The 22,754-nt window shown below is 61.6% G+C and carries 20 protein-coding genes; 6 read left to right on the top strand and 14 right to left on the bottom strand.

Going from position 1 to position 22,754, the window contains the following annotated elements; translation table 11 throughout:
• Positions 1 to 85: 85 nt before the first annotated feature.
• The 7 genes from hflX to AABM54_RS02880 all read right to left on the bottom strand — a co-directional run bounded on the left by hflX (position 86) and on the right by AABM54_RS02880 (position 7,392).
• On the bottom strand, positions 86 to 1,387 hold the full coding sequence (hflX, locus tag AABM54_RS02910; protein WP_347903626.1) for a ribosome rescue GTPase HflX: 1,302 nt from the start codon (positions 1,385 to 1,387) through the stop codon (positions 86 to 88).
• A 12-nt stretch (positions 1,388 to 1,399) separates the two neighbouring features.
• Complete coding sequence (gene hfq / locus AABM54_RS02905; RefSeq protein WP_010221594.1) at positions 1,400 to 1,660, bottom strand: RNA chaperone Hfq; 261 nt, start codon at positions 1,658 to 1,660, stop codon at positions 1,400 to 1,402.
• A 95-nt stretch (positions 1,661 to 1,755) separates the two neighbouring features.
• Entirely contained in the window at positions 1,756 to 2,727 is a 972-nt protein-coding gene (miaA, locus tag AABM54_RS02900) for a tRNA (adenosine(37)-N6)-dimethylallyltransferase MiaA (protein WP_347903624.1), read from the bottom strand.
• Positions 2,727 to 4,628 carry a DNA mismatch repair endonuclease MutL gene (gene mutL, locus AABM54_RS02895; protein ID WP_347906125.1) on the bottom strand — a complete coding sequence of 634 codons (1,902 nt, stop codon included), beginning with the start codon at positions 4,626 to 4,628 and terminating at the stop codon, positions 2,727 to 2,729. Before mutL ends, miaA begins: the two co-directional genes overlap by 1 nt.
• A gap of 8 nt (positions 4,629 to 4,636) precedes the next feature.
• Positions 4,637 to 6,073, bottom strand: a complete 1,437-nt coding sequence (locus AABM54_RS02890; protein WP_347903622.1) for an N-acetylmuramoyl-L-alanine amidase — start codon at positions 6,071 to 6,073, stop codon at positions 4,637 to 4,639.
• Positions 6,074 to 6,544 carry a tRNA (adenosine(37)-N6)-threonylcarbamoyltransferase complex ATPase subunit type 1 TsaE gene (tsaE, locus tag AABM54_RS02885; protein WP_347903621.1) on the bottom strand — a complete coding sequence of 157 codons (471 nt, stop codon included), beginning with the start codon at positions 6,542 to 6,544 and terminating at the stop codon, positions 6,074 to 6,076.
• Entirely contained in the window at positions 6,532 to 7,392 is an 861-nt protein-coding gene (locus AABM54_RS02880; protein WP_347903620.1) for an NAD(P)H-hydrate dehydratase, read from the bottom strand. Before AABM54_RS02880 ends, tsaE begins: the two co-directional genes overlap by 13 nt.
• 63 nt (positions 7,393 to 7,455) lie before the next feature.
• Between AABM54_RS02880 and queG the strand changes: the two genes are divergently transcribed.
• Complete coding sequence (gene queG, locus AABM54_RS02875) at positions 7,456 to 8,535, top strand: tRNA epoxyqueuosine(34) reductase QueG (protein WP_347903619.1); 1,080 nt, start codon at positions 7,456 to 7,458, stop codon at positions 8,533 to 8,535.
• Here queG and AABM54_RS02870 read toward each other — a convergent pair.
• The gene (locus AABM54_RS02870; RefSeq protein WP_347903617.1) at positions 8,517 to 9,128 is read right to left on the bottom strand and encodes a trimeric intracellular cation channel family protein; all 612 of its coding nucleotides are present in this window, start codon (positions 9,126 to 9,128) and stop codon (positions 8,517 to 8,519) included. The genes queG and AABM54_RS02870 overlap by 19 nt on opposite strands.
• Before the next feature lie 210 nt (positions 9,129 to 9,338).
• Positions 9,339 to 9,881, bottom strand: a complete 543-nt coding sequence (orn, locus tag AABM54_RS02865) for an oligoribonuclease (protein ID WP_347903615.1) — start codon at positions 9,879 to 9,881, stop codon at positions 9,339 to 9,341.
• 108 nt (positions 9,882 to 9,989) lie between these two features.
• On the opposite strand from orn, the gene rsgA reads away from it, so the two are divergent.
• Positions 9,990 to 11,021 (top strand): small ribosomal subunit biogenesis GTPase RsgA, encoded by a 1,032-nt coding sequence (rsgA, locus tag AABM54_RS02860; protein WP_347903614.1) that lies wholly within the window; start codon positions 9,990 to 9,992, stop codon positions 11,019 to 11,021.
• Between the two features lie 52 nt (positions 11,022 to 11,073).
• Here rsgA and motB read toward each other — a convergent pair whose 3' ends face one another.
• Complete coding sequence (gene motB, locus AABM54_RS02855) at positions 11,074 to 12,111, bottom strand: flagellar motor protein MotB (RefSeq protein WP_347903613.1); 1,038 nt, start codon at positions 12,109 to 12,111, stop codon at positions 11,074 to 11,076.
• Between the two features lie 3 nt (positions 12,112 to 12,114).
• On the bottom strand, positions 12,115 to 12,966 hold the full coding sequence (gene motA / locus AABM54_RS02850) for a flagellar motor stator protein MotA (RefSeq protein WP_347903611.1): 852 nt from the start codon (positions 12,964 to 12,966) through the stop codon (positions 12,115 to 12,117).
• Between the two features lie 165 nt (positions 12,967 to 13,131).
• Between motA and AABM54_RS02845 the strand changes: the two genes are divergently transcribed.
• The 3 genes from AABM54_RS02845 to asd are packed head-to-tail and all read left to right on the top strand — an operon-like array spanning position 13,132 to position 16,413.
• Positions 13,132 to 14,670, top strand: a complete 1,539-nt coding sequence (locus tag AABM54_RS02845; RefSeq protein WP_347903609.1) for an HDOD domain-containing protein — start codon at positions 13,132 to 13,134, stop codon at positions 14,668 to 14,670.
• A 48-nt stretch (positions 14,671 to 14,718) separates the two neighbouring features.
• Positions 14,719 to 15,543, top strand: a complete 825-nt coding sequence (gene rhdA / locus AABM54_RS02840) for a thiosulfate sulfurtransferase (RefSeq protein WP_347903608.1) — start codon at positions 14,719 to 14,721, stop codon at positions 15,541 to 15,543.
• 9 nt (positions 15,544 to 15,552) lie between these two features.
• Positions 15,553 to 16,413 carry an archaetidylserine decarboxylase gene (gene asd, locus AABM54_RS02835; protein WP_347903606.1) on the top strand — a complete coding sequence of 287 codons (861 nt, stop codon included), beginning with the start codon at positions 15,553 to 15,555 and terminating at the stop codon, positions 16,411 to 16,413.
• Between the two features lie 120 nt (positions 16,414 to 16,533).
• Here the strand turns inward: asd and serB are convergent, their stop codons facing one another.
• A complete protein-coding gene (gene serB, locus AABM54_RS02830; protein WP_347903604.1) occupies positions 16,534 to 17,748 on the bottom strand; it encodes a phosphoserine phosphatase SerB in 1,215 nt (404 codons plus the stop codon).
• A gap of 134 nt (positions 17,749 to 17,882) precedes the next feature.
• Between serB and AABM54_RS02825 the strand changes: the two genes are divergently transcribed.
• Positions 17,883 to 19,412, top strand: a complete 1,530-nt coding sequence (locus AABM54_RS02825) for an AhpA/YtjB family protein (protein WP_347903603.1) — start codon at positions 17,883 to 17,885, stop codon at positions 19,410 to 19,412.
• 179 nt (positions 19,413 to 19,591) lie between these two features.
• Here AABM54_RS02825 and AABM54_RS02820 read toward each other — a convergent pair whose 3' ends face one another.
• The gene (locus tag AABM54_RS02820; protein ID WP_347903601.1) at positions 19,592 to 20,305 is read right to left on the bottom strand and encodes a PqiC family protein; all 714 of its coding nucleotides are present in this window, start codon (positions 20,303 to 20,305) and stop codon (positions 19,592 to 19,594) included.
• A gap of 175 nt (positions 20,306 to 20,480) precedes the next feature.
• Entirely contained in the window at positions 20,481 to 22,745 is a 2,265-nt protein-coding gene (gene parC / locus AABM54_RS02815; protein WP_347903599.1) for a DNA topoisomerase IV subunit A, read from the bottom strand.
• Positions 22,746 to 22,754: the final 9 nt, after the last annotated feature.

Here is a 22,754-nt window from a genome sequence, read left to right as displayed (position 1 = left end):
TCTGATAAAGCAAAGACGCGCCCACGGCGCGCCGACCAATGCTACAGAATGCCTGACTAAGCGGCACAACCGCTTTTTCGGGCTTTTATTGCAAAGTGTGTTGCTCGATGAATTCCAGCGGCTGCATGCCTTCGCGGCTCACCAGCCGATTGAGTTCGACTCGCGGCAAACGAACGGCCAGCAAACTGATGCCTTCTTCGTCGTGTTCTTCTTTCTGTACCGCACCGAGCGCAAAAAACTGTGCCCGCAGTCGAGCAAAACGCTGCGGCAAGCGCAAGGTGCCGACGAACAGGTCATCGCCCAGCAGTTCCGCAATGGCTTGTTTGAGCAGGTCCAGACCCTGGCCGTCACGCGCCGACAACCAGACCCGTTGCGGTTTGCCATCGGCATCGCGCTGGATCTGCGGCTCTACGCCCTCAAGCAGGTCGAGTTTGTTGTAGACCTCCAGGATCGGCAAGTCCTGCGCACCGATTTCACCCAGCACCACCATGACCTGTTCGATCTGGGCCATGCGCTCGGGTTCATGGGCATCGATCACGTGCAACAGCAGGTCGGAGTTGCTCGACTCTTCGAGCGTAGCCCGAAATGCCTCGACCAGTTTGTGCGGCAGGTGCCGAATGAAGCCCACGGTGTCGGCCAGCACGATTGGACCGAGGTCATCGAGTTCGAGTCGACGCAATGTCGGGTCGAGCGTGGCGAACAACTGGTCGGCGGCGAACACATCGGAATCGGTCACCGAGTTGAACAGTGTCGATTTGCCGGCGTTGGTATAACCCACCAGTGAAACCGAAGGGATATCCGCACGTTTGCGGCCGCGACGAGCCTGCTCACGCTGGCTGCGGACCTTTTCCAGCCGCCCCTTGATCTGCCGCAGGCGAACCCGCAGGAGACGCCGGTCGGTTTCCAGTTGAGTTTCACCCGGACCGCGCAGACCGATACCACCCTTCTGCCGCTCAAGGTGAGTCCAGCCGCGAACCAGGCGCGTACTCATGTGTTCAAGCTGGGCCAGTTCGACCTGGAGCTTGCCTTCATGGGTGCGGGCGCGTTGGGCGAAAATATCGAGAATCAGACCCGTGCGGTCGATCACGCGGCACTCGAAAACACGTTCGAGGTTGCGTTCCTGACTGGGCGTGAGGATGTGATTGAAAATCACCAGATCGACCTTCTCGGCTTTGACCTGGTCGCGCAGTTCCTCGACCTTGCCGCTACCAATCAGGTATTTGGCGGTTGGCCGATGACGCGGCACGCTAACAAACGCGACGGTCTCGGCGCCGGCCGATAAAGCCAACTCCTGAAACTCCTGCGGATCTTCGCGCGCCTCAGGGTCCTGACCATCCAAGTGAACGAGGATTGCCCGTTCACCACCACCGTGGCGCTCAAAGAACAAAGGAGACTCCTATCAGGCGTTACCTGGCTCAGCGTCACCCTGTTCGGATTCGGTTGCACTTGGCAGACGAATTGGACGAACCGGCACCACTGTCGAGATAGCGTGCTTGTAAACCATCTGGCTGACGGTGTTTTTCAGCAGGATCACGAATTGGTCGAAGGACTCGATCGTACCTTGCAGCTTGATCCCGTTGACCAGATAGATGGAAACCCCCACTTTCTCTTTACGTAAAGTATTCAAGTAAGGGTCTTGTAGCGAATGCCCTTTTGACATGTGCCGCACTCCTTTAAGGATTCAATAATAAAAATAGGTAAACAGATGGCTCTGTGACCGTCACACCCCCAAGGATAGACGGCAATTGCAAGGACTCAGCTCAATATGGAGATGGTCCCGAGGTATTTCAAGGCGCGTGGCAGATTGTCGCAATCGAGGCTGTCCAACCAATGAACATCAGCCCAACTGCGCAGCCAGGTGAACTGGCGCTTCGCCAATTGGCGCGTGGCAATGACTCCACGCTCCTGCATCTCGGCTGACGTCAGCTTGCCATCCAGGTGATCCCAGACTTGTCGGTAGCCTACCGCGCGTATAGACGGCAACCCTGCATGCAGATCACTTCGCTTACGCAGGGCTACGACCTCGTCGATGAATCCCTGTTCCAACATTTGTGTGAATCTTTGTTCAATGCGCTCATGCAGTACCTGACGGTTCGCCGGAGCGATGGCCAAGTTCGCGACAGTATAGGGCAATTGTCCCCGTCCCGAAGCGGCTGCTTCAGTACTTTGCGCAGATTGTCGCTGGCGGTGCACGGTCATGCTCTGGCCGCTCACACGGTAGACTTCCAGCGCCCGGCTGAGCCGCTGCGGATCGTTGGGATGAATTCGCGCCGCCGACTCCGGGTCGATGACCGCCAACTGATCGTGCAAGGCTTGCCAGCCAAGGCGTGCAGCCTCTTCTTCGATCTCGGCGCGCACCTGCGGATCGGCCGCTGGCATGTCCGCCAGGCCTTCAAGCAAAGCCTTGTAATAGAGCATTGTGCCGCCGACCAGCAGCGGAATCTTGCCCCGCGAAGTGATGTCCGCCATGGCCTCGAGGGCGTCACGACGGAAATCTGCGGCCGAATAACTCTCGGCCGGGTCGAGAATATCGATCAACCGATGGGGAAATTCAGCCAACACGTCCTTTGAAGGTTTGGCGGTGCCGATGTCCATGCCACGGTAAACCAGGGCCGAATCGACGCTGATCAGCTCGCAAGGCAGGACTTTGGTCAGTTCGATGGCCAGATCGGTCTTGCCCGCAGCAGTCGGGCCCATCAGAAAAATCGCTGGAGGGAGTTGGCTCATCAACGACCGCGCAAGAACAGTTTGTCCAGATCGTCCAGGCCCAGCTGGGTCCAGGTCGGTCGGCCATGGTTGCATTGGCCGCTGCGCTCGGTGTTTTCCATGTCACGCAGCAGTCCGTTCATTTCCGGCAGGGCCAGGCGCCGGTTGGCGCGGATGGCGCCGTGGCAGGCCATGGTCCCGAGCAGTTCGTTCAGGTGAGCCTGAATCCGGTCGCTGGTGCCGTATTCCATCAAGTCCGACAGTACGTCGCCCACCAACCGGTTGGCCTCAGCCTGCTTGAGCAGTGCCGGGATCTGCCGGATGGCCAGGGTTTCCGGGCCAAGGCGCTGTAACTCGAAGCCCAGGCGCTGGAACCACGCGACGTGTTCTTCGGCGCAGTCGGCTTCACGCTGACTGACCGCCAGAGACTCCGGCACCAGCAGCGGCTGACCGCTCAGGCCTTCGCTGGCCATGGCGACTTTCAGGCGTTCGTACATGATCCGCTCGTGAGCCGCGTGCATGTCCACCAGCACCAGCCCCTGGGCGTTTTCCGAGAGAATGTAGATACCCTTGAGCTGCGCCAGTGCATAACCCAGCGGCGGGATATCGCCCTGACCGTCCGGCAGCGCGGCCGCGCTGGCCTCGGGCAACGGCGCGAAGAACTCGCGATAGGCCGCCTGGGCTTCAGCGACGGGAACGCCGGACTGAGGTCGCGGGGTGTATTGATACTGATAACCGGCGCCAGCGCCCGAACCTGCCGTGGTATTGAAGGACGGTTGCGCTTGAGGTTGCTCCAGCAACGCATTGGCGGCCAGGCGCATTTCGCCCTGCGGGCCGAACTCACCGGCATCGAGCCCGGTGGGCCGGACCATGCCGGGAGTCGCGACGGGCGCGGCCAGATGATCTTCCGGACGCACATCGCCCAAGGCACGGTGCAAGGTGCCGTAGAGGAAGTCGTGAACCATGCGCCCGTCACGGAAACGCACTTCGTGCTTGGTCGGGTGCACGTTGACATCGACGCCCGCCGGATCAACTTCGAAAAACAGCACGAACGTCGGGTGCCGACCGTTGAACAGCACGTCGCGATACGCCTGGCGCACCGCATGGGCCACCAGTTTGTCGCGCACCGCGCGGCCATTCACAAAAAAGTACTGCAAGTCCGCCTGGCTGCGGTTAAAGGTCGGCAACCCGACCCAGCCCCACAAATGCAGGCCATTGCGCTCGATTTCGATGGGCAGCGCCTGTTCCAGGAAACCCGCGCCGCAGATCGCGGCCACTCGCCGGGCACGGGCCGCATCATCATGAGCCTCGTGCAGGCTGAGGATGGTTTTGCCGTTGTGACGCAGATGGAAGGCCACGTCGAAGCGCGCCAGGGCCAGGCGCTTGATCACTTCTTGCAGGTGATCGAATTCGGTTTTTTCGGTCTTGAGGAATTTACGCCGCGCCGGGGTGTTGAAAAACAGGTCGCGCACTTCCACCGAGGTGCCCACCGGATGGGCGGCCGGCTGTACGCGAGGCGCCATGTCCCGGCCTTCGGTCTCGACTTGCCAGGCCTGATCCGCATCGCGGGTACGCGAGGTCAGGGTCAGACGCGCCACGGAGCTGATCGACGCCAGCGCCTCACCGCGAAACCCCAGGCTCATGACCTGTTCAAGGTCTTCCAGGTTGCGAATCTTGCTGGTGGCGTGACGAGCCAGGGCCAGCGGCAGGTCATCGGCTGAAATGCCACTGCCGTCGTCGCGGACCCGCAGCAGCTTGACGCCGCCCTGCTCCACATCGACGTCGATCCGCCGGGCGCCGGAGTCGAGGCTGTTTTCCAGCAACTCCTTGATGACCGAGGCCGGGCGCTCAACCACTTCACCGGCGGCGATCTGGTTCGCCAGCCGTGGGCTGAGCAGTTCGATGCGGGCGCTATTGATCACGGCGTCGTTCATTCCTTGGCCGCCAACTCAGTGCCCGGAATCGTCAGGTTCTGGCCAACCTTGAGCTCATCGCTCTTGAGGTTATTGGCGCTGCGCAGGGTGCTTGCGGACACCTGATAACGCACGGCGATCATGGCCAGGGTTTCCCCCGGATTGACCCGGTGGTCGCGCGGGCCTTGGGCGATCTTGCCGGAGTCACGCAGCCAGGCGATGTAAGTGCCCGGTGGCGGATTCTGCTGGAAGAACTGCCGCACGCCGCTGCTGATGGAGCGCGCCAGCGCCTGCTGGTGGCTGGACGCCGCCAGTTTCGAAGCTTCGTTGGCGTTGGAGATAAATCCGGTTTCTACCAGGATCGACGGAATATCCGGCGACTTGAGCACCATGAACCCGGCCTGCTCGACGCGCTGTTTGTGCAGCGGCGTGACACGGCCAATGTTGCTCAGGACTTTTTGCCCGACGTTCAGGCTGGAGGTCAGCGAGGCCGTCATCGACAGGTCGAGCAACACGCCCGCCAGCATCCGGTCCTTGTCGTCGAGGCTGACGTTGCCGGCGCCGCCGATCAGGTCGGAACGGTTTTCGCTGTCGGCCAGCCAACGCGCGGTCTCCGAAGTGGCACCGCGCTCGGACAGGGCAAACACCGAGGCGCCAAACGCGGCGGCGGACGGTGCGGCATCGGCGTGGATCGAGACGAACAGATCGGCGCCCTTCTTGCGGGCGATCTCGGTACGGCCGCGCAGCGGAATGAAGTAGTCGCCGGTACGGGTCAGTTCGGCGCGGAAGCCTTTCATACCGTTGACCTGACGCTGCAGTTCGCGGGCAATGGCCAGCACCACATCTTTCTCGCGCTGACCACGGGAGCCCGAGGCGCCCGGGTCTTCACCGCCGTGACCGGCGTCGATGACCACAATGATGTCGCGCTTGCCCGCCGGGGCCGGCGGCAGTTTGATGGACGGTTCGGCCGGAGTTACCGGGACGGCAGGCACCGTGGCCACGGTCGGCGTCGGAGTTGGCGCAGGTGGCGGCGCGGCGTCGGCGGCGTTGTCGAACAGGTCGACCACCAGACGATTGCCGTACTGTGCGTTCGGCGCCAGCACGAAGCTTTTCGGGGTGACGGCTTTTTTCAGGTCGATGACCACCCGCAAGTCAGTCGGCGTGCGCTGGGCCGACCGCATGGCCGTGATCGGGGTGTTCGCCGTGGAGACTTTCAGCGGTGCGCCGAGGGTCGCTCCGTTGATGTCGATCACCAGGCGATCCGGGGATGTCAGGGTAAAAACGCTGTGCTGGACCGGGCCAGTGAGGTCAAACACCAGTCGCGTGTTATCCGGCGCCCGCCACAGGCGAACACTGTTGACCTTTGTTGCAGCCACGGCGTCGACGGCCAGTGCCGTAAGCAATAGTCCTACGACAGCAACCAACGCGCGAAAGCGCATACCTAACCCCATCATTTATTTGAATTCCAATGCCAAAGCGGCACACCAGGTCTCGCCACGCGAGCCTTGGGGCAAGAGAGTCAGCGAACGCCCGCTGTCATGGGGTGTAATGGTAATGGTCAGGTCAGGCTTTGGCAAAAAGCCTGCACCCTTTTGAGGCCACTCGATCAGGCACAGTGCGTCGTCTTCGAGGTAGTCACGAATCCCCAGGTACTCAAGTTCTTCAGGATCGACCAACCGATAGAGGTCGAAGTGGAAAGCACGGACCTCACCGATTTCATAGGGCTCGACCAGGGTAAAGGTCGGGCTCTTGACCGACCCTACGTGCCCCAACCCACGGATGATGCCTCGCGACAGGGTGGTTTTACCCGCGCCCAGGTCACCGTCCAGAAAGATGATCCCGTGCCCCCGGGTGATTTGAGCGATGCGGGTGCCCAAGGCAACCATGGCCTCTTCATTGGCCAGATACAGGGTTACTTCAGACACGGTGCTTGCTCCTCCAGCAACTGACGAATGGTGGGAATCAGATCGCTGGCCGCCAGCCCCCGACCGAGCAGGCCTTGATGTTCACCGGCCATGGCGTGCAACCAGACGGCGAGCGAGGCTGCCTCAAACGCGGTCATGCCCTGGGCCAGCAATGCGCCGACCAACCCGGCCAGCACATCGCCCAGGCCAGCAGTGGCCATGGCCGGATGCCCGCGATCACACCGAAAAACACGGCCATCGGGGCTGGCGATCAAACTGCCCGCCCCTTTCAAGATAGCCACTGCATTGAATTTTTTGCACAGCGCGCGCGCAACGGTAAGACGATCCGCCTGAACCTCAGCTGTCGAAATCCCCAACAGGCGCGCCGCCTCGCCCGGATGCGGTGTGATCACGCAGTCTTTCGGCAGGCTGACGCCCCCCTGAGCCAACAGGTTCAGCGCATCGGCGTCCCAGACTTGCGGCCGCGGCGCATTGGCCGCCGCCGACAACAGGCTGCGTCCCCAGGCACCTTGCCCCAACCCCGGCCCCACCACCAGCACCGAGGCCTGATCCAGCAAGCCCATCAGTTGGTTGGCCGACGACGTGCCCAGCACCATCGCTTCCGGCAAGCGGGCCAGCGCCGCCGGGACGTGTTCGCTACGGGTGGCCACCGAGACCAGGCCCGCCCCGCTGCGCAGGGCGCTTTGTGCGCTCAACAGGATCGCCCCGCCGAAACCACGGTCGCCACCGATCAACAGCACATGGCCAAACTCGCCTTTATGGGCGCTCGGCGAACGTGCAAAAAGCGTCGGCACAGTGGCCGGGGTCAGCGACTGAACGTCGGGTAAATCGTGTTTTGTCTGCGGCATGCGTCTTCGGGCTCCGATGTCTGGCAGAATTATACGCACCTCAGCCCCGGTTTCTCTCGTCTCATGCCTGCTATTACCACTGATCTGCCCGCCCTCGCCCAATCGATCAAGGACTGGGGCCGCGAGTTGGGCTTTCAACAAGTCGGCATCAGTGGCCTGGACCTCGCCGAGCATGAACAACACCTGGAGCGCTGGCTCGAAGCCGGCTACCACGGCGAGATGGAATACATGGCCGCCCATGGCAGCAAACGCTCGCACCCCGACGAACTGGTGCCGGGTACTTTGCGCGTGGTGTCGTTGCGCATGGATTACCTGCCGGGCGATACGCAAATGGCCCAGCGCCTGGCACAACCTGCAAAAGCCTACGTCTCGCGTTACGCCTTGGGCCGCGACTACCACAAGCTGATCCGCAAACGCGTGCAACAGTTGGCCGAGAAGATCCAGCAAGTCATCGGGCCTTTCGGTTATCGCGCCTTCGTCGACAGCGCGCCCGTGCTGGAAAAGGCCATCGCCGAACAGGCCGGTCTCGGCTGGATCGGCAAAAACACCCTGGTGCTCAACCGCAAGGCCGGCAGCTACTTCTTCTTGAGCGAACTGTTCGTCGACCTGCCGCTGCCCGTGGACCCGCCCCACAGCACCGAACACTGCGGCCGCTGCACGGCGTGCCTCGATATCTGCCCGACCAACGCCTTCATAGGCCCATACGTGCTGGACGCCCGGCGCTGCATTTCCTACCTGACGATCGAACTGAAAAGCGCGATCCCCGAAGACTTGCGGCCACTGATCGGCAATCGGGTATTCGGTTGCGATGACTGCCAGATTGTCTGCCCGTGGAACCGTTTCGCCCGGCCGTCCGGCGAAAGCGACTTCACGCCGCGCCACAACCTGGACAACGCCGAGCTGGCCGAACTGTTCATGTGGGACGAGGACAAGTTCCTCAGCAGCACCGAAGGCTCACCGCTGCGCCGCGCCGGTTATGAGCGCTGGTTGCGCAACCTGGCCGTGGGCCTGGGCAATGCACCTTCGACGATCCCGGTGCTGGAAGCCTTGAAGGCGCGGGCGGACTATCCCTCAGAACTGGTGCGCGAACATGTGGAGTGGGCGCTCAAACAGCACGCCAGCCGTCAATGTTCGTCGTTGTAGACGAACTTGGGCATTTCCCAGTGGAAACGAATGGCCAGCAAGCGCAACAGGAAGCCGCCAAACAGAGTGATGAGGATCGCCTGTTCGCCGGGCAGTTCCAGATAAAGGCAGAACATGTAACACCACGCGGCAGCGAATGAGACGCTGGCGTACAGCTCGCGACGGAAGATCAGCGGGATATCGTTACAGAAAATATCCCGCAGGATGCCGCCGAACACGCCCGTGATCACACCGCTGACCGACGCCACCACCATGCCGTGGCCCATTTCCAGCGCAGTCATGCAGCCGATCAGGGTGAACGCCACCAGCCCCACGGCGTCGAGCACCAGGAACAGCGAACGCAGATGACGCATCCAGCGGGCGGTGAACACCGTGAACATCGCCGCGACGGAGGTCAGCACCAGGTATTCCGGGTGCTTGACCCAGGTCAGCGGGTAATGGCCGAGCAGCACGTCGCGCACCGAACCGCCGCCCAGGGCCGTGACACAGGCAATCAGCACCACGCCAAACCAGTCCATGCCTCGACGCCCGGCAGACAACGCGCCGGTCATGGCTTCAGCGGTAATGGCGATCAGGTAGAGCATCAGCAACATGGCGGCGGTCCTTACGAGAAGGCGCGCAGTCTAGCCATTTCGGATCGGCACCAGAAGAGGGCAATCACAGTACCTGTGGCGAGGGCGCTTGCTCCCGCTGGAGTGCGAAGCGCTCCCCTGCATTCTTTCAGTCACACCGCACTCGCAGTGCTTTACGACTGCTGCGCCGCCGAACGGGAGCAAGCTCCCTCGCCACAAAACGCCGCTGTATCAGAACTTGATGAAATGCTTGCGGTAGTGCTGCAGCTCGGCGATGGATTCGCGGATATCGTCCAGCGCCAGGTGCGTGCTGCCTTTCTTGAAGCTGTCGCGCACATCTGGAGCCCAGCGTGCCGCCAGTTCCTTGAGGGTCGAGACGTCCAGGTTGCGGTAGTGGAAATAGCTTTCCAGCGATTTCATGTGGGTATAAAGGAAGCGGCGGTCCTGGCAAATGCTGTTGCCACAGATCGGCGACTTGCCCTTGGGCACCCACTGCTCCAGGAACGCGATGGTTTCGGCTTCGGCTTCAGCCATACTGATGCGGCTGTCGCGCACTCGCTGGGTCAGGCCCGAGCCGCCATGTTGACGGGTATTCCACTCGTCCATGCCGGCCAGGATCTCATCACTGTGGTGAATCGCGATCACCGGGCCTTCGGCCAGGGTGTTGAGGTTGCTGTCGGTGACAATGGTGGCCATCTCGATGATGACGTCGGTGTCAGGGTTCAGACCGGTCATTTCCAGGTCGATCCAAATCAGGTTCTGCGGGTTTTGCATGTGTCGGCTCCTTAGGCAGTGTTGCGCAGTTTAGCCTAGAGGATTCGCCGGGCGTGCTAAACTCGCGGCCGTTTTACCTAATCGCTGCATTATCGACACGGAACACCCATGGCCAAACGCCAACTCAATCGTCGCCAAAACTGGCGCATCGAAAAGATTCAGGGCGAGCGCGCTGCCCGCGCCGCCAAACGCGAATCCTCAGCCGTGGAAGCGCTCGAGGGCGGTGATCTCGGCCCCGAGCAAACAGGCCTGGTGATCGCTCACTTCGGTGTGCAGGTCGAGGTCGAAGCCCGCGACGGCGAACTGGCCGGCCAGGTGTTCCGCTGCCACTTGCGGGCCAACCTGCCTGCGCTGGTGACCGGCGACCAAGTGGTCTGGCGTGCCGGCAACCAAGGCATCGGCGTGATCGTTGCGCAATTGCCGCGCAACACCGAGCTGTGCCGTCCCGACAGCCGGGGCCAGCTCAAGCCCGTAGCCGCCAACGTCGACATGATCGTGATTGTCTTCGCCCCGCTGCCCGAACCGCACGCCAACCTGATCGACCGCTACCTGGTCGCCGCCGAACACGCTGGCATCCGCCCGTTGTTGCTGCTCAACAAGTTCGACCTGATCGACGAGCAGAACGCACCGGCGCTGAATGCCTTGCTGGCGGTATACCGCACGCTGGGTTACCCGGTGCTGGAAGTCTCGGCGCATCACGGCAATGGCATGGAGACGCTGCAAGAGCAGCTCGACGGGCGCATCAGCGTGTTCGTCGGCCAGTCGGGCGTCGGTAAGTCGTCGCTGGTCAACAGCCTGCTGCCGGAAGTCGAAACCCGCGTCGGCCCGTTGTCCGAGTTGTCCGGCCAGGGCACTCACACCACGACCACCGCGCGCCTGTTCCACTTCCCCGGTGGTGGCGAACTGATCGACTCCCCGGGAATTCGTGAGTTCGGCCTGGGCCACGTCAGCCGTTCAGACGTCGAGGCAGGCTTCATCGAGTTCAACGACTTGATCGGCACCTGCCGCTTCCGCGACTGCAAGCACGACCGCGAACCCGGTTGTGCCCTGCTCAAGGCGCTGGAAGATGGTCGTGTGCAGCAACAGCGCATGAACAGCTACCGCTCGATCATCGCCAGCCTGCCCGAAACCAGCTACTAGGCAGCACCCCGCAGAGACAAAAAAGCCGCGATGATCGCGGCTTTTTTGTAGGTCACGGCTTGGGTGGCTCAGCCGGTTTGGCGGCATCACCCGCTTTCGGCGTCGGGTCGTCGAACAGGTTCAAGCGTTCGCGCAACTCATGGGCCGGCAGCGGTTGCTGGTCGGCCGGCAGAACGTTCGGATCAGTCGGTACTTCACCCGGAGCGCCCTGGCCCTGAGTGGGCGCCGGTTGCGGCTCCGCCCCTTGCTCGCCTTCGATGGCGCGCTGGGCTTTCTTCGTCAATACAACGATGTCGATACGGCGATTGACCGGGTTGAACGGGTTTTCGCGATCGAACAACACCGACGAGGCGTAACCCACCACTCGCGCCACTTGCTGGTCCGGATAGCTGCCTGCAACCAGCGCACGGCGGGCGGCGTTGGCACGGTTGGCCGAGAGTTCCCAGTTACCGAAGTCACCAGTGCCAGAGTACGGCTTGGCATCCGTGTGACCACTGATGCTGATCTTGTTCGGCACCGCTTTGATGGTGTCGGCCATGGCCAGCAGGATGTCTTCGAAGTACGGTTTCAGACGCGCCGAGCCTGAGTCGAACATCGGCCGGTTTTCGGAATCGATGATCTGGATGCGCAAGCCATCCGGCGTGATTTCGAACAGGATCTGGTCCTTGAACTTCTGCAACTGCGGGTTTTCTTCAACCTTGTTCTGCAACTCTTGCAGCAACAGTTCGAGGCGTTCCTTTTCGACCTGTTCGGCCATGCCTTCTACCTGCTCGGCATCGACCGTCACTTTATCGGGCTGCGGCTGCGACTTGACCTCAGGGTTGAGGGTGGTCTCCGGCGCCAGCGTGGGCGTACCGCCCAGGTCGATGATGAACGGCGTGCCGCTTTCGGAGAAGCCGATCGGGTCCTTGAAGTAACCGGCGATGGCGATCTTCTGTTCCGGGGTGGCCGTGGACAGCAGCCACAGCACCAGGAAGAACGCCATCATCGCTGTCGCGAAGTCCGCGAAGGCGATTTTCCAGGCGCCCCCGTGATGCCCGCCAGCAATGCGCTTGACGCGCTTGATGATAATCGGCTGATTGTTTTCCATGACTTAGCGACCGCGAACCGCTTGTTCCAGCTCGGCGAAGCTAGGACGGTGTGCCGGGTACAGCACTTTACGCCCGAACTCTACGGCCAGCGATGGCGGCATGCCCGACGCCGACGCAACCAGCGAAGCCTTGATGGCTTCGTAGATGTTCAGTTCTTCCTTGGCATCGTGGGCCAGCGAGTGAGCCAGCGGACCGAAGAAACCGTAGGCCGCGAGAATACCGAAGAACGTACCGACCAGTGCCGCACCCACGTGCAGGCCGATGGACTTCTGGTCACCTTCACCCAGCGAAGCCATGGTCACTACGATACCCAGTACCGCCGCCACGATACCGAAGCCCGGCATGGCGTCCGCGATACCGTTGACCGCGTGGGACGGGTGCTCCAGGTCTTCCTTGAGGCTGTAGAGCTCCATGTCGAACAGGCCTTCAAGTTCATGCGGGGCCATGTTGCCGGACGACATGATGCGCAGGTAATCGCAGATGAACGCAGTCATGCGTTCGTCTTTGAGCACCGCCGGGTACTTGGCGAAGATCGGGCTGGCGGCGGCGTCTTCAATGTCGCCTTCAATCGCCATCATGCCTTCGCGGCGGCTCTTGTTGAGGATCTCGTAGATCAGTCCCAGGACTTCAAGGTAGAACGTGTGGGTGAATCGCGAACTGAACATGCTCAAGGATTTCTTGAGTACGTGCATCGTCATGTAGCCGGGGTTGGCCTGAAGGAAAGCACCCAAGGCTGCACCACCAATGATCATCACCTCGAAAGGCTGAATCAGGGCGGCAATCTTGCCGTGGGAAAGCACGTATCCGCCGAGCACGCTCGCGAATACGACAATGATGCCGATAATTTTAGCCATAGGTAGGAGAGTACTTACTGAGTCGGGTTCAAGGTCATATTCGGAAGTTAAAAAATCTCTTCTTCTACTTATCGGCAAAACTGCGCCAGACTATAGCCAGTTAAGGCGAAAAGCCAATTTGGCCCATAGCGGGCGTGTTGAAATCAAAAGTGATCGCGCCCAACCATGGTTAATGAAACGAGCGTCCCACCTCAGAAACCGACCACTCTCCAAGGTTGGGTCCGACTCCTGGACCACGTCACTCTTCCCGTTCCCCAGGCCAGCCATGACCGGGTCTGCAAAGCCATCGCCGACAACCGCAGTTCGCTGCGCGATATCGCCGACCTGATGCAAGACAGCCCGGCCCTGGCCTTGAGCGTGATTCGAGAAGCCAACCAGCATACCCACGGCAGCATGACCGGCCCGGCGGAGAACCTCGAAGTCGCGATTACTCGCCTCGGCTTGAAACGCACGCAAGAGTTGCTCGCCCGCTTGCCGGCGATGCCTGAGGAGCAAATACCGGTCGCCCTGCGCCAGCTCCAGCTCATCAGCCAGCATGCCACCCAACAAGCCAACGGCTTGTTCGCCAGTCGCCTGGCGCGGCTCTGGCAAGACATCCACTGGGGCAGCCTGCTGTTTCTGTCGCCGCTGTGGCCAATGGCGCTGACCCACCCGCACCTGCTCGAAGAATGGGAACTGCGGGTCATTCACAAACACGAGTCGGCGGCCAAGGTCGAACGGGAACTGTTCGGCGTCCATCTGCTGGAGCTGTGCCAGACACTGGTCGAACTCTGGCGTTTGCCGATCTGGGTGCTGCAAGGGTATCGGTTGTTGCGCAGCGAGCAGCGCGAACTGGTGAAGGTGCTGCGTATCGCCCGCGACGGCGATCACCCGTTGCGCCAGCAGAATCGTCTCGACGATGACCCGACCCTGCGGCGCTGGCTGAATCAACCGGCCAACACCGTGCTGCTGGCCAACGGTCTCGCGCTTTCAGCTCATCAGGCCTGGGACAGCCCGCACAGCCAACGCTGGCAGTGGCTCACCAGTCTCTATCTGCAAATGCCGATGGACGAGTTGCAACAACAACTGCACCAGCAAGCCGCACAAAGCGCCCGCCAGCACGACATGGCCGACCTCTGGCACCCGGCCGAAGCCTTGCTCTGGCCGTGGGGCACGCACCACCTGCATCGCGGCCAACGGCCCGCTCCACCGCCCACCACCGAAGACCTGGCCAAGTGGCGCAAGCAATGCGCCGAACTGCTGGTCGAACCGAGCCCGTTCAGCAACGCGATGCACCTGACCCTGGCCGCTCGCGACGCGTTGGCGGCGTGCGGTATGCGTCGGGTGATGCTGTTGGTGGCCGATCGCAACCTGGCCAACCTGCGGGCACATCAAACCTATGGCCTGCCCAAGGAATGCGCCAACCTGAACCTGACGGTCAGCCAGAGCACCGTGCTGCAACGCCTGCTCGCGCAACAAGCCCAGGTGCGCCTGACGCCGGCCAACAACGCGCAGTTTTCCGCGTTGCTGCCCAACAGCCTGCGCGGACTGTTCGGCGGCGATCACCTGCTGCTACGCTCCGTGGCCAGCAATGGCCGGGTGGTCATACTGATCGTCGCCGATCAGGGCGGCGGACCTTTTTCGGACTTGACCGTGCAAGCCTTCGGTAAAACCGCACAATGCATCGAAAAGGCCCTGCATAGCTTTACCAACCGCGGCCGTTAACACCGCGCTTGAGCTACAATCCTCCCCTTTGTGCTCTGGAGACCTCACATGTCTGACTTCTCTGGCTTGGCGCTGGTGATCGAGCCGAGCGACCTGCTCGCCCGTCTGGACGCCCGCGAACTGATTCTGGTCGACCTGACCAGCAGCGCCCGCTACGCCGCGGGCCACATCCCCGGCGCGCACTTCGTTGACCCCAAACGCACCCAACTGGGCCAGGCGCCCGCGCCGGGACTGCTGCCGCCTCAAGCGGCGCTGGAAACCCTGTTCGGCGAACTGGGGCACAACAAGGATGCGGTCTACGTGGTCTATGACGACGAAGGCGGTGGCTGGGCCGGGCGCTTCATCTGGTTGCTGGATGTCATCGGCCACCACCGCTACCACTATGTCGACGGCGGCCTCCCGGCCTGGCTGGCGGACGGTTTGCCCGTCTCGACCGAGGTCCCGGCAACTGTCGGCGGCCCGGTTGCGCTGACCCTGCATGACGAACCCACCGCCACCCGCGAATACCTGCAAAGCCGTCTCGGTGCCGCTGACCTGGCGATCTGGGACGCACGCGGGCCGCTGGAGTATTCGGGCGAGAAGGTGCTGGCAGCCAAGGGTGGCCACATCCCCGGCGCGGTCAATTTCGAATGGACCGCCGGCATGGACCCGTCCCGCAGCCTGCGTATTCGCACAGACATGCCGCAGATCCTCGAGTCGCTCGGGATCAGCAAAGATAAAGAAGTGATTACCCACTGCCAGACTCATCACCGCTCTGGCTTCACCTATCTGGTGGCCAAGGCCCTCGGTTATCCGCGGGTCAAGGGCTACGCCGGCTCCTGGGGCGAATGGGGCAACCACCCTGACACGCCCGTCGAGATTCAAGGTTCTTAAGGACAGTTAATGAAAAAGCGTTTGTTTATCCTCAGCCAGTACCTGCTGCCCCATCACTTGCTGTCGCGCTTGGCCGGCTGCATTGCCGAGTGCCGCGTGCGCTGGTTCAAGAATGCCTTTACCGCCTGGTTCGCCAAGCGTTATCAGGTGGACATGTCCCTGGCATTGGTCGAAGACCTGACCGCGTACGAGCACTTCAACGCGTTCTTCACTCGCGCCTTGAAAGACGGCGCACGCCCACTGGACCAAACGCCGGGCGCGATCCTCAGCCCGGCCGACGGCGCCGTCAGCCAACTTGGCCCGATCGAACACGGTCGTGTGTTCCAGGCCAAGGGTCACAGTTTCAGCGTGCTGGAATTGCTGGGCGGTGACGCGGCAAACGCTGCCCCTTTCATGGGCGGCGATTTCGCCACCATTTACCTGTCGCCCAAGGACTACCACCGCGTGCACATGCCGCTGGCCGGCACCCTGCGCGAAATGGTCTACATCCCGGGCCGGATCTTCTCGGTCAACCAGACCACCGCCGAAAACGTTCCGGAGCTGTTCGCCCGTAACGAGCGCGTGGCGTGCATTTTCGACACCGAGCGTGGACCGATGGCCGTGGTGCTGGTGGGCGCGATGATCGTTGCATCAATCGAAACCGTCTGGGCCGGGCTGGTGACGCCACCCAAGCGCGAGCTGAAAACCTTCCGCTACGACGAGGCCGCCCGCGCACCGATCCATCTGGAAAAAGGCGCCGAACTGGGCCGTTTCAAACTGGGTTCGACCGCCGTCGTACTGTTTGGCCCGAATCAAGTGAAATGGGTCGAGGCACTGGCCGCCGGTTCGCCGGTTGAAATGGGCCAAGGCATGGGCCTGCCAAACGCCTGATCTACATGAAGAACTAATGTGGGAGCGGGCTTGCTCGCGAAAGCGGTGGATCAGACAACATTAATGTCGACTGACACGCCCTCTTCGCGAGCAAGCCCGCTCCCACAAAAACACTCGGCGTTACAACTGACCGTCGCGGTCCCGCAAGCCCAGCAGATACAACACACCGTCCAGCCCCAAGGTCGAAATCGCCTGCTTGGCCGATTGCTTGACCAGCGGCTTGGCACGGAATGCTACGCCTAAACCTGCAATCGCCAGCATCGGCAAGTCGTTGGCACCGTCGCCGACAGCAATCGTCTGCTCCAGTCGCAAACCTTCCTTGTGCGCCAGTTCGCGCAGCAAATCCGCCTTGCGCTGAGCATCGACAATCGGTTCGACTACCACGCCCGTGACTTTCCCATCAACCACTTCCAACTCGTTGGCAAACACATAGTCGATGCCGAGTTTGGCCTGCAACTGCTTGGCGAAATAGGTGAAGCCGCCAGACAGGATCGCGGTTTTGTAGCCCAGGCGCTTGAGTTCGGCGAACAGGGTTTCTGCGCCTTCGGTCAGGCGCAGCGAGGCGCCAATCGAATCCAGCACGCTCACGTCCAGCCCTTGCAGCAACGCCAGGCGCTCCTTGAAACTGGCCCGAAAATCGAGCTCGCCGGCCATCGCCCGCTCGGTGATCGCCGAGACTTGCTCACCCACACCGGCAGCTTTTGCCAACTCGTCGATCACTTCGGCCTCAATCAGCGTCGAGTCCATGTCGAACACCGCCAGGCGCCGATTGCGACGGAACAGCGAGTCTTCCTGGAACGCGATGTCGACATTCAATTCCTGCGCGACGCTGAGGAACTCGGCGCGCAATGCCTGCGGATCAGCCGCTTCACCACGCACGGAAAACTCGATACAGCCCTTGCCCTGGTCTGCTGGCGTGTCCAGCGGCATGCGTCCCGACAGACGGTCGATGTGATCGATGTTCAGGCCATACTTGGCGGTGATCGAACTGACACGCTGCAATTGTTCGGCGGTCACTTTGCGGGTCAGCAGGGTCACGATGTGACGCTTTTTACCCTGGGCACCGACCCATTGCTGGTAATCCTCTTCGGACACCGGCGTGAAGCGCACCTGCTGATCCAGCTCGTAAGCCTTGAACAGTATGTCCTTGAGCACCGACTGACCGGCCTCGGTGCCTGGAATCTCAACGAGGATGCCAAATGACAACGTGTCGTGGATCACAGCCTGACCAATGTCGAGAATGGTCACGCCACCCTGGGCCAGAACACCGGTAATGGCCGCAGTCAGACCCGGACGGTCGACTCCCGTGATGTTTATCAGGACGATTTCGCGCAAGGCGCACCCCCGCAGGTGGAAAAAAACCGCATTCTACCCACTTTCAGTGACCATCGGGCACAGCCAGCGCTTTGCCGGTCTAGGGGCTATCGCTATACTGCGCCTCAACTTCACGGACAAAAGAGCCGAGCTCAGTGAACCGGCCTACGCCAGTCAAAACCGACAACTTCTTCCTGCTGATCTTCCGTGCGCTGCGCCACCGCCGTGTACCGATTGCATTACGCATTGCCAGCCATAACGTGATCCTGGTCGCCCTGGCCCTGGTGATCTACGCCTGCGTGATGGGTTTGCAGTTCAAACAGGCCATGCACGAACAGGCCGATGCGCTGGGTCAGAGCCTGACCACCCAGACCGCCACGTCCGCCACCGAGTTGCTGGTGTCCAACGACATCCTCAGCCTCAACGTGTTGCTGAACAACCTGACCAAGAATCCGCTGGTGGCCCACGCCGCTATTTATAGCGTGGACAACCGCATCCTCGCCGAATCCGGCCAACGCCCCAAACACAGTTTGCTGGGTGAAGCCGAGGGGTTGTACCAGAGCAAGATCACCTTCCAGGACGTGACCGCCGGCCACCTGCGCATCAGCCTGGACATGGACCAGTTCCAGCAGCCGATGACCATCAGCCTGCAAAGCATGGGCATTCTCAGCGCCATCCTGCTGGCATTGTCCCTGGCCCTGAGCCTGCGCCTGGGTCGGCACATCTCGACACCATTGCTGCAATTGCGGGTATGGCTGCGCGATATCGACGAACACACCCCGGCGACTCAACGCCAGGATGAAATCGGCGACCTGGCCCGCCAGCTCCACTCAAGCTTCGCCCCGGAGCGGGTAGAACCGGAGCCCGAGCCGGAGCCCGAATACGACGACGCCGAAGACCTCGATCCTGTGTTCGAAGTCCGCAACCTGCGCGACCCGAGCTTCGACGAAACTGCCCCGGTCGCCGGCCTCAAGCCTGCGCCACGGCATCTGGTGAGCGCCGAAGAAGACGAACTGGATGAAGAAGACCCGTTCGCCGACCTGCGCGACCACACGGCCACCGCACCAGCCATCAAGCCGCAACCCAAACCGGTGGTTCCGGCGTTACCTCAGCACAGCGCGGTACTGGCCGTGCAACTGGGCGCCCAGGAACAACTGCGTCGCCTGCCCCGCGCACGGCTGACCGAGTTGCTTGAACGTTATCGCGACTGTCTCGACCAGGCCGCCTCGCTGTATCAAAGCGAGCTGCACACCCTGAACGATGGCAGCACACTGATGCTGTTCCACAGCGAAGACAGCGGCGACGACTACCTGACCAACGCCATTTGCTGCGGTGAACTGCTGCGCGCGCTGGGCCATCAGTTGCAGATTGAAGTCGCCGACAGCGGCATCACCCTGCAACTGCAATTGGGCCTGACGCTGGGCGAGGAACTGTTCGGCCTGAGCCAGATCGACCTGTTGCTCACCGAAACCGCCCAGGATGCCCTGGCCCTCTCCCAGCACAGCCGCAACCTGCTGCTGGTGGAGCGCAAGATCAGCGACGACACACTGATCCGCCAGCGTGCGCGTATCCGCCCGATTGCCAGCCCGGAAGGCGCGTGCTGCGTAGAGCGCTTGATGGAGCCTTATCCATCGATGCTCGAGCGACAACTGGCGCGCATGCACGAGACCCGAGCCAAAAGCTGACTCCGGCCCGTGAACGAAAAAGCCCGCAGACGAGTGATCGTCTGCGGGCTTTTTGTTGCCTGCACTGACGCCATCGCGAACAAGCTCGCGATGAGGCCGGAAGCAGCACCAGAGATCTCCAACCGTCAGAAACAACAAAGCCCGCATCAACGCGGGCTTTGTCTTTGCAGCAATCCAACCTAGAACCTGAACACTTCCATATCCGTACGGATCGGCGAGGCCATCGGCATCTTCTGCTGCTTTTCCGCTTCCGGTGGCGCGGCCACAGGCTTGGGTGCCGGTTTGCGCGGAGCTTCGGCAATCGGCGGCTGGTTGGCCAAGGGCTTGAGTGCTACCGACAACTGATCGGCCAGGCGCTGCAACAACACTCCCTGAGCCTGAACCTGAGCGGCGGTGCCACCGGCATGCTGCTCTTGCAGGTGGATGATGCGGTTGTCACGAACCTGGCCGCGACGGTCGATCAGGCGCCATTGAGCATCAAGAATCGCCGGTTGCGATTCGCCCGAATCCAGGCGAGTGATCGACAGCAGCACCTGAACGTCGGGAGTGAAACCCAGGGTCGCCGGGGCCAATACGACGCGCTGGCTGTCCAGATGGCCAGCCACCTGACGCAACAACAACTGATTGATGTCAGACGACAGGCTGCCCGCCCAACGACCATCGGTGGACGCTTGCAGGCTGCCATCGGGCTGACGTTGCAGCAGGGTTTCACGTTGCAGGTAATCGGCAACCAGCACCGGCCCCAACAATACCGACATGCCCGCGCTTTGCGCAGGCTGGGCCGGACTTCCGCTGTCCAGCTGATACAGCGACACCGGCTGGTGAACGCTGCAACCCGCCAGGCCAAGAACGCCGGCGAGCAACAAAATTAGAGGAAGGCGCAGAACAGTCATCATCCCATCCAGGGGTGGCCACAAGGCCAGCCACAGTAAAAATACTCAATAAATATGAAGAACGCTGGGCCACGCCCGCGTGTGAAAGGCCATATCATCCGTGAATATGCGTTCCGACTCCAGCGCGAAAGCGCCGATCTACGGGTTAAATCGTAGATCGAACGCTCTAGACCGCTTAATTGAGAGTTTCTACCAACAACGCGTCAACCCGCTGAAAACCCCGCGGCAGCTTGTTGCCACGACGCCCGCGCTCACCTTTATAGTGCTCCAGGTCGTCGGCCTTGAGTGACAGGGTCCGTTTACCGGCTTGCAGAACCAGCGTGGCGCCTTCCGGCAGCACGGCGATATCAGTGACGTATTCCTCACGGCTGGCCACACGTTCGCCGGAAATCCCGATGATCTTGTTGCCCTTGCCTTTGCCCAATTGCGGCAGGTCGCTGATCTTGAAGATCAGCAGGCGCCCTTCGGTGGTCACCGAGGCCAGCCAGTTCTGCTCACGGTCGGCGACCGGACGCGGCAGGATCACCTTGGCATTGTTCGGCAGGCTCAACAGCGCCTTGCCGGCCTTGTTCTTGGCTTGCAAGTCTTCGCCCTTGACCACAAAGCCGTAACCGGCGTCGGAGGCGATGACATACCGCGCATCGTCCTCAGGCATCAGTACGCATTCGAAAGTCGCACCCGGCGGCGGTGTCAGACGGCCGGTCAGTGGCTCGCCCTGGCCACGGGCCGACGGCAGCGTGTGGGCCGGCACCGAATAACTGCGACCGGTGGAGTCGATAAACACCGCGAACTGGTTGGAGCGACCGGCCGCCGAGGTTTTGAAACCGTCCCCTGCCTTGTAGGAAAGCCCGGTTGCATCGATTTCGTGGCCCTTGGCAGAGCGAACCCAGCCTTTTTCCGACAGCACCACTGTCACTTTCTCGTTCGGCAGCAGGTCGTGTTCGGTCAGGGCCTTGGCTTCGGCGCGCTCGACAATAGGCGAGCGGCGGTCGTCGCCATAGGTTTCGGCGTCCTTGATCAGTTCGGTACGCACCAGTTTCTTGAGCTTGGCTTCGCTGCTCAGCAAGGCTTGCAGTTTGGCTTGTTCTTTGAGCAGTTCATCCTGCTCGGCGCGCAGCTTCATTTCTTCCAGGCGCGCCAGCTGACGCAGGCGAGTGTCGAGAATATAGTCGGCCTGGATTTCGCTCAGGGCGAATCGCTCGATCAACTTGGCTTTCGGGTGTTCCTCGGTGCGGATGATGTGGATCACTTCATCCAGGTTGAGGTAGGCGATCAACAAGCCGTCCAACAGGTGCAAGCGACGCTCGACCTTGTCCAGACGGAATTGCAGGCGACGACGCACGGTCTGAACCCGGAACTCCAGCCATTCCACCAGCAGCGCCCGCAGGTTTTTCAGCTGCGGCTTGCCATCCAGGCCGATGATGTTGATGTTGACCCGGTAGCTCGACTCCAGCTCGGTGCTGGCGAACAGGTGCTGCATCAGCGCGTCGTGGTCGACCCGGTTGTTGACCGGAATGATCACGATCCGGCACGGGTTTTCGTGGTCGGATTCGTCACGCAGGTCGGCCACTTGCGGCGCCTTCGACGGCTTGGCCTGCATCATCGCGGCGATCTGCTCCAGCACCTTGGCGCCGGACACCTGATGAGGCAGAGACGTGACGATGATGTCGCCGTCTTCGATGTGGTACACGGCGCGCATGCGCACCGAACCGCGACCGGTTTCGTAGATTTTCAGCAGGTCAGCGCGCGGCGTGATGATTTCCGCTTCGGTCGGGTAGTCCGGGCCCTGGATGTGTTCACAGAGCTGTTCGACCGTGGCCTTTGGTTCATCGAGTAAACGCACGCAGGCCGTGGCGACTTCCCGCAGGTTGTGCGGCGGAACGTCGGTGGCCATGCCCACGGCGATGCCGGTGGTGCCGTTGAGCAGGATGTTCGGCAAACGGGCCGGCAATACCAGCGGTTCGTCGAGGGTGCCGTCGAAGTTCGGGCCCCAGTCTGCCGTACCCTGGCCCAGTTCGCTGAGCAGCACTTCGGAGTAACGCGACAGGCGCGCCTCGGTGTAACGCATGGCGGCGAAGGATTTCGGATCATCCGGCGCACCCCAGTTACCCTGGCCGTCCACCAGCGTGTAGCGGTAGCTGAACGGCTGGGCCATCAGCACCATGGCTTCGTAGCACGCCGAGTCGCCGTGAGGGTGGAATTTACCGAGCACGTCACCGACGGTCCGTGCGGATTTCTTGTGCTTGGAGTCAGCGTCCAGCCCCAACTCACTCATGGCGTAGATGATTCGCCGTTGTACCGGTTTCAGGCCGTCGCCGATGTGCGGCAGGGCACGGTCCATGATCACGTACATGGAGTAGTTGAGGTAGGCATTTTCGGTGAAGTCGGCCAGTGAACGGCGTTCTACGCCGTCCAGGCTGAGATCCAGGGAGTCGCTCATGCGGGCCTC

The sequence above is a fragment of the Pseudomonas purpurea genome, from assembly GCF_039908635.1.
Classification (GTDB): Bacteria; Pseudomonadota; Gammaproteobacteria; order Pseudomonadales; family Pseudomonadaceae; genus Aquipseudomonas; species Aquipseudomonas purpurea.
The sequence above is the reverse complement of the archived record's forward strand: the minus strand, read 5'-3'. Positions and strand labels throughout refer to the sequence as shown.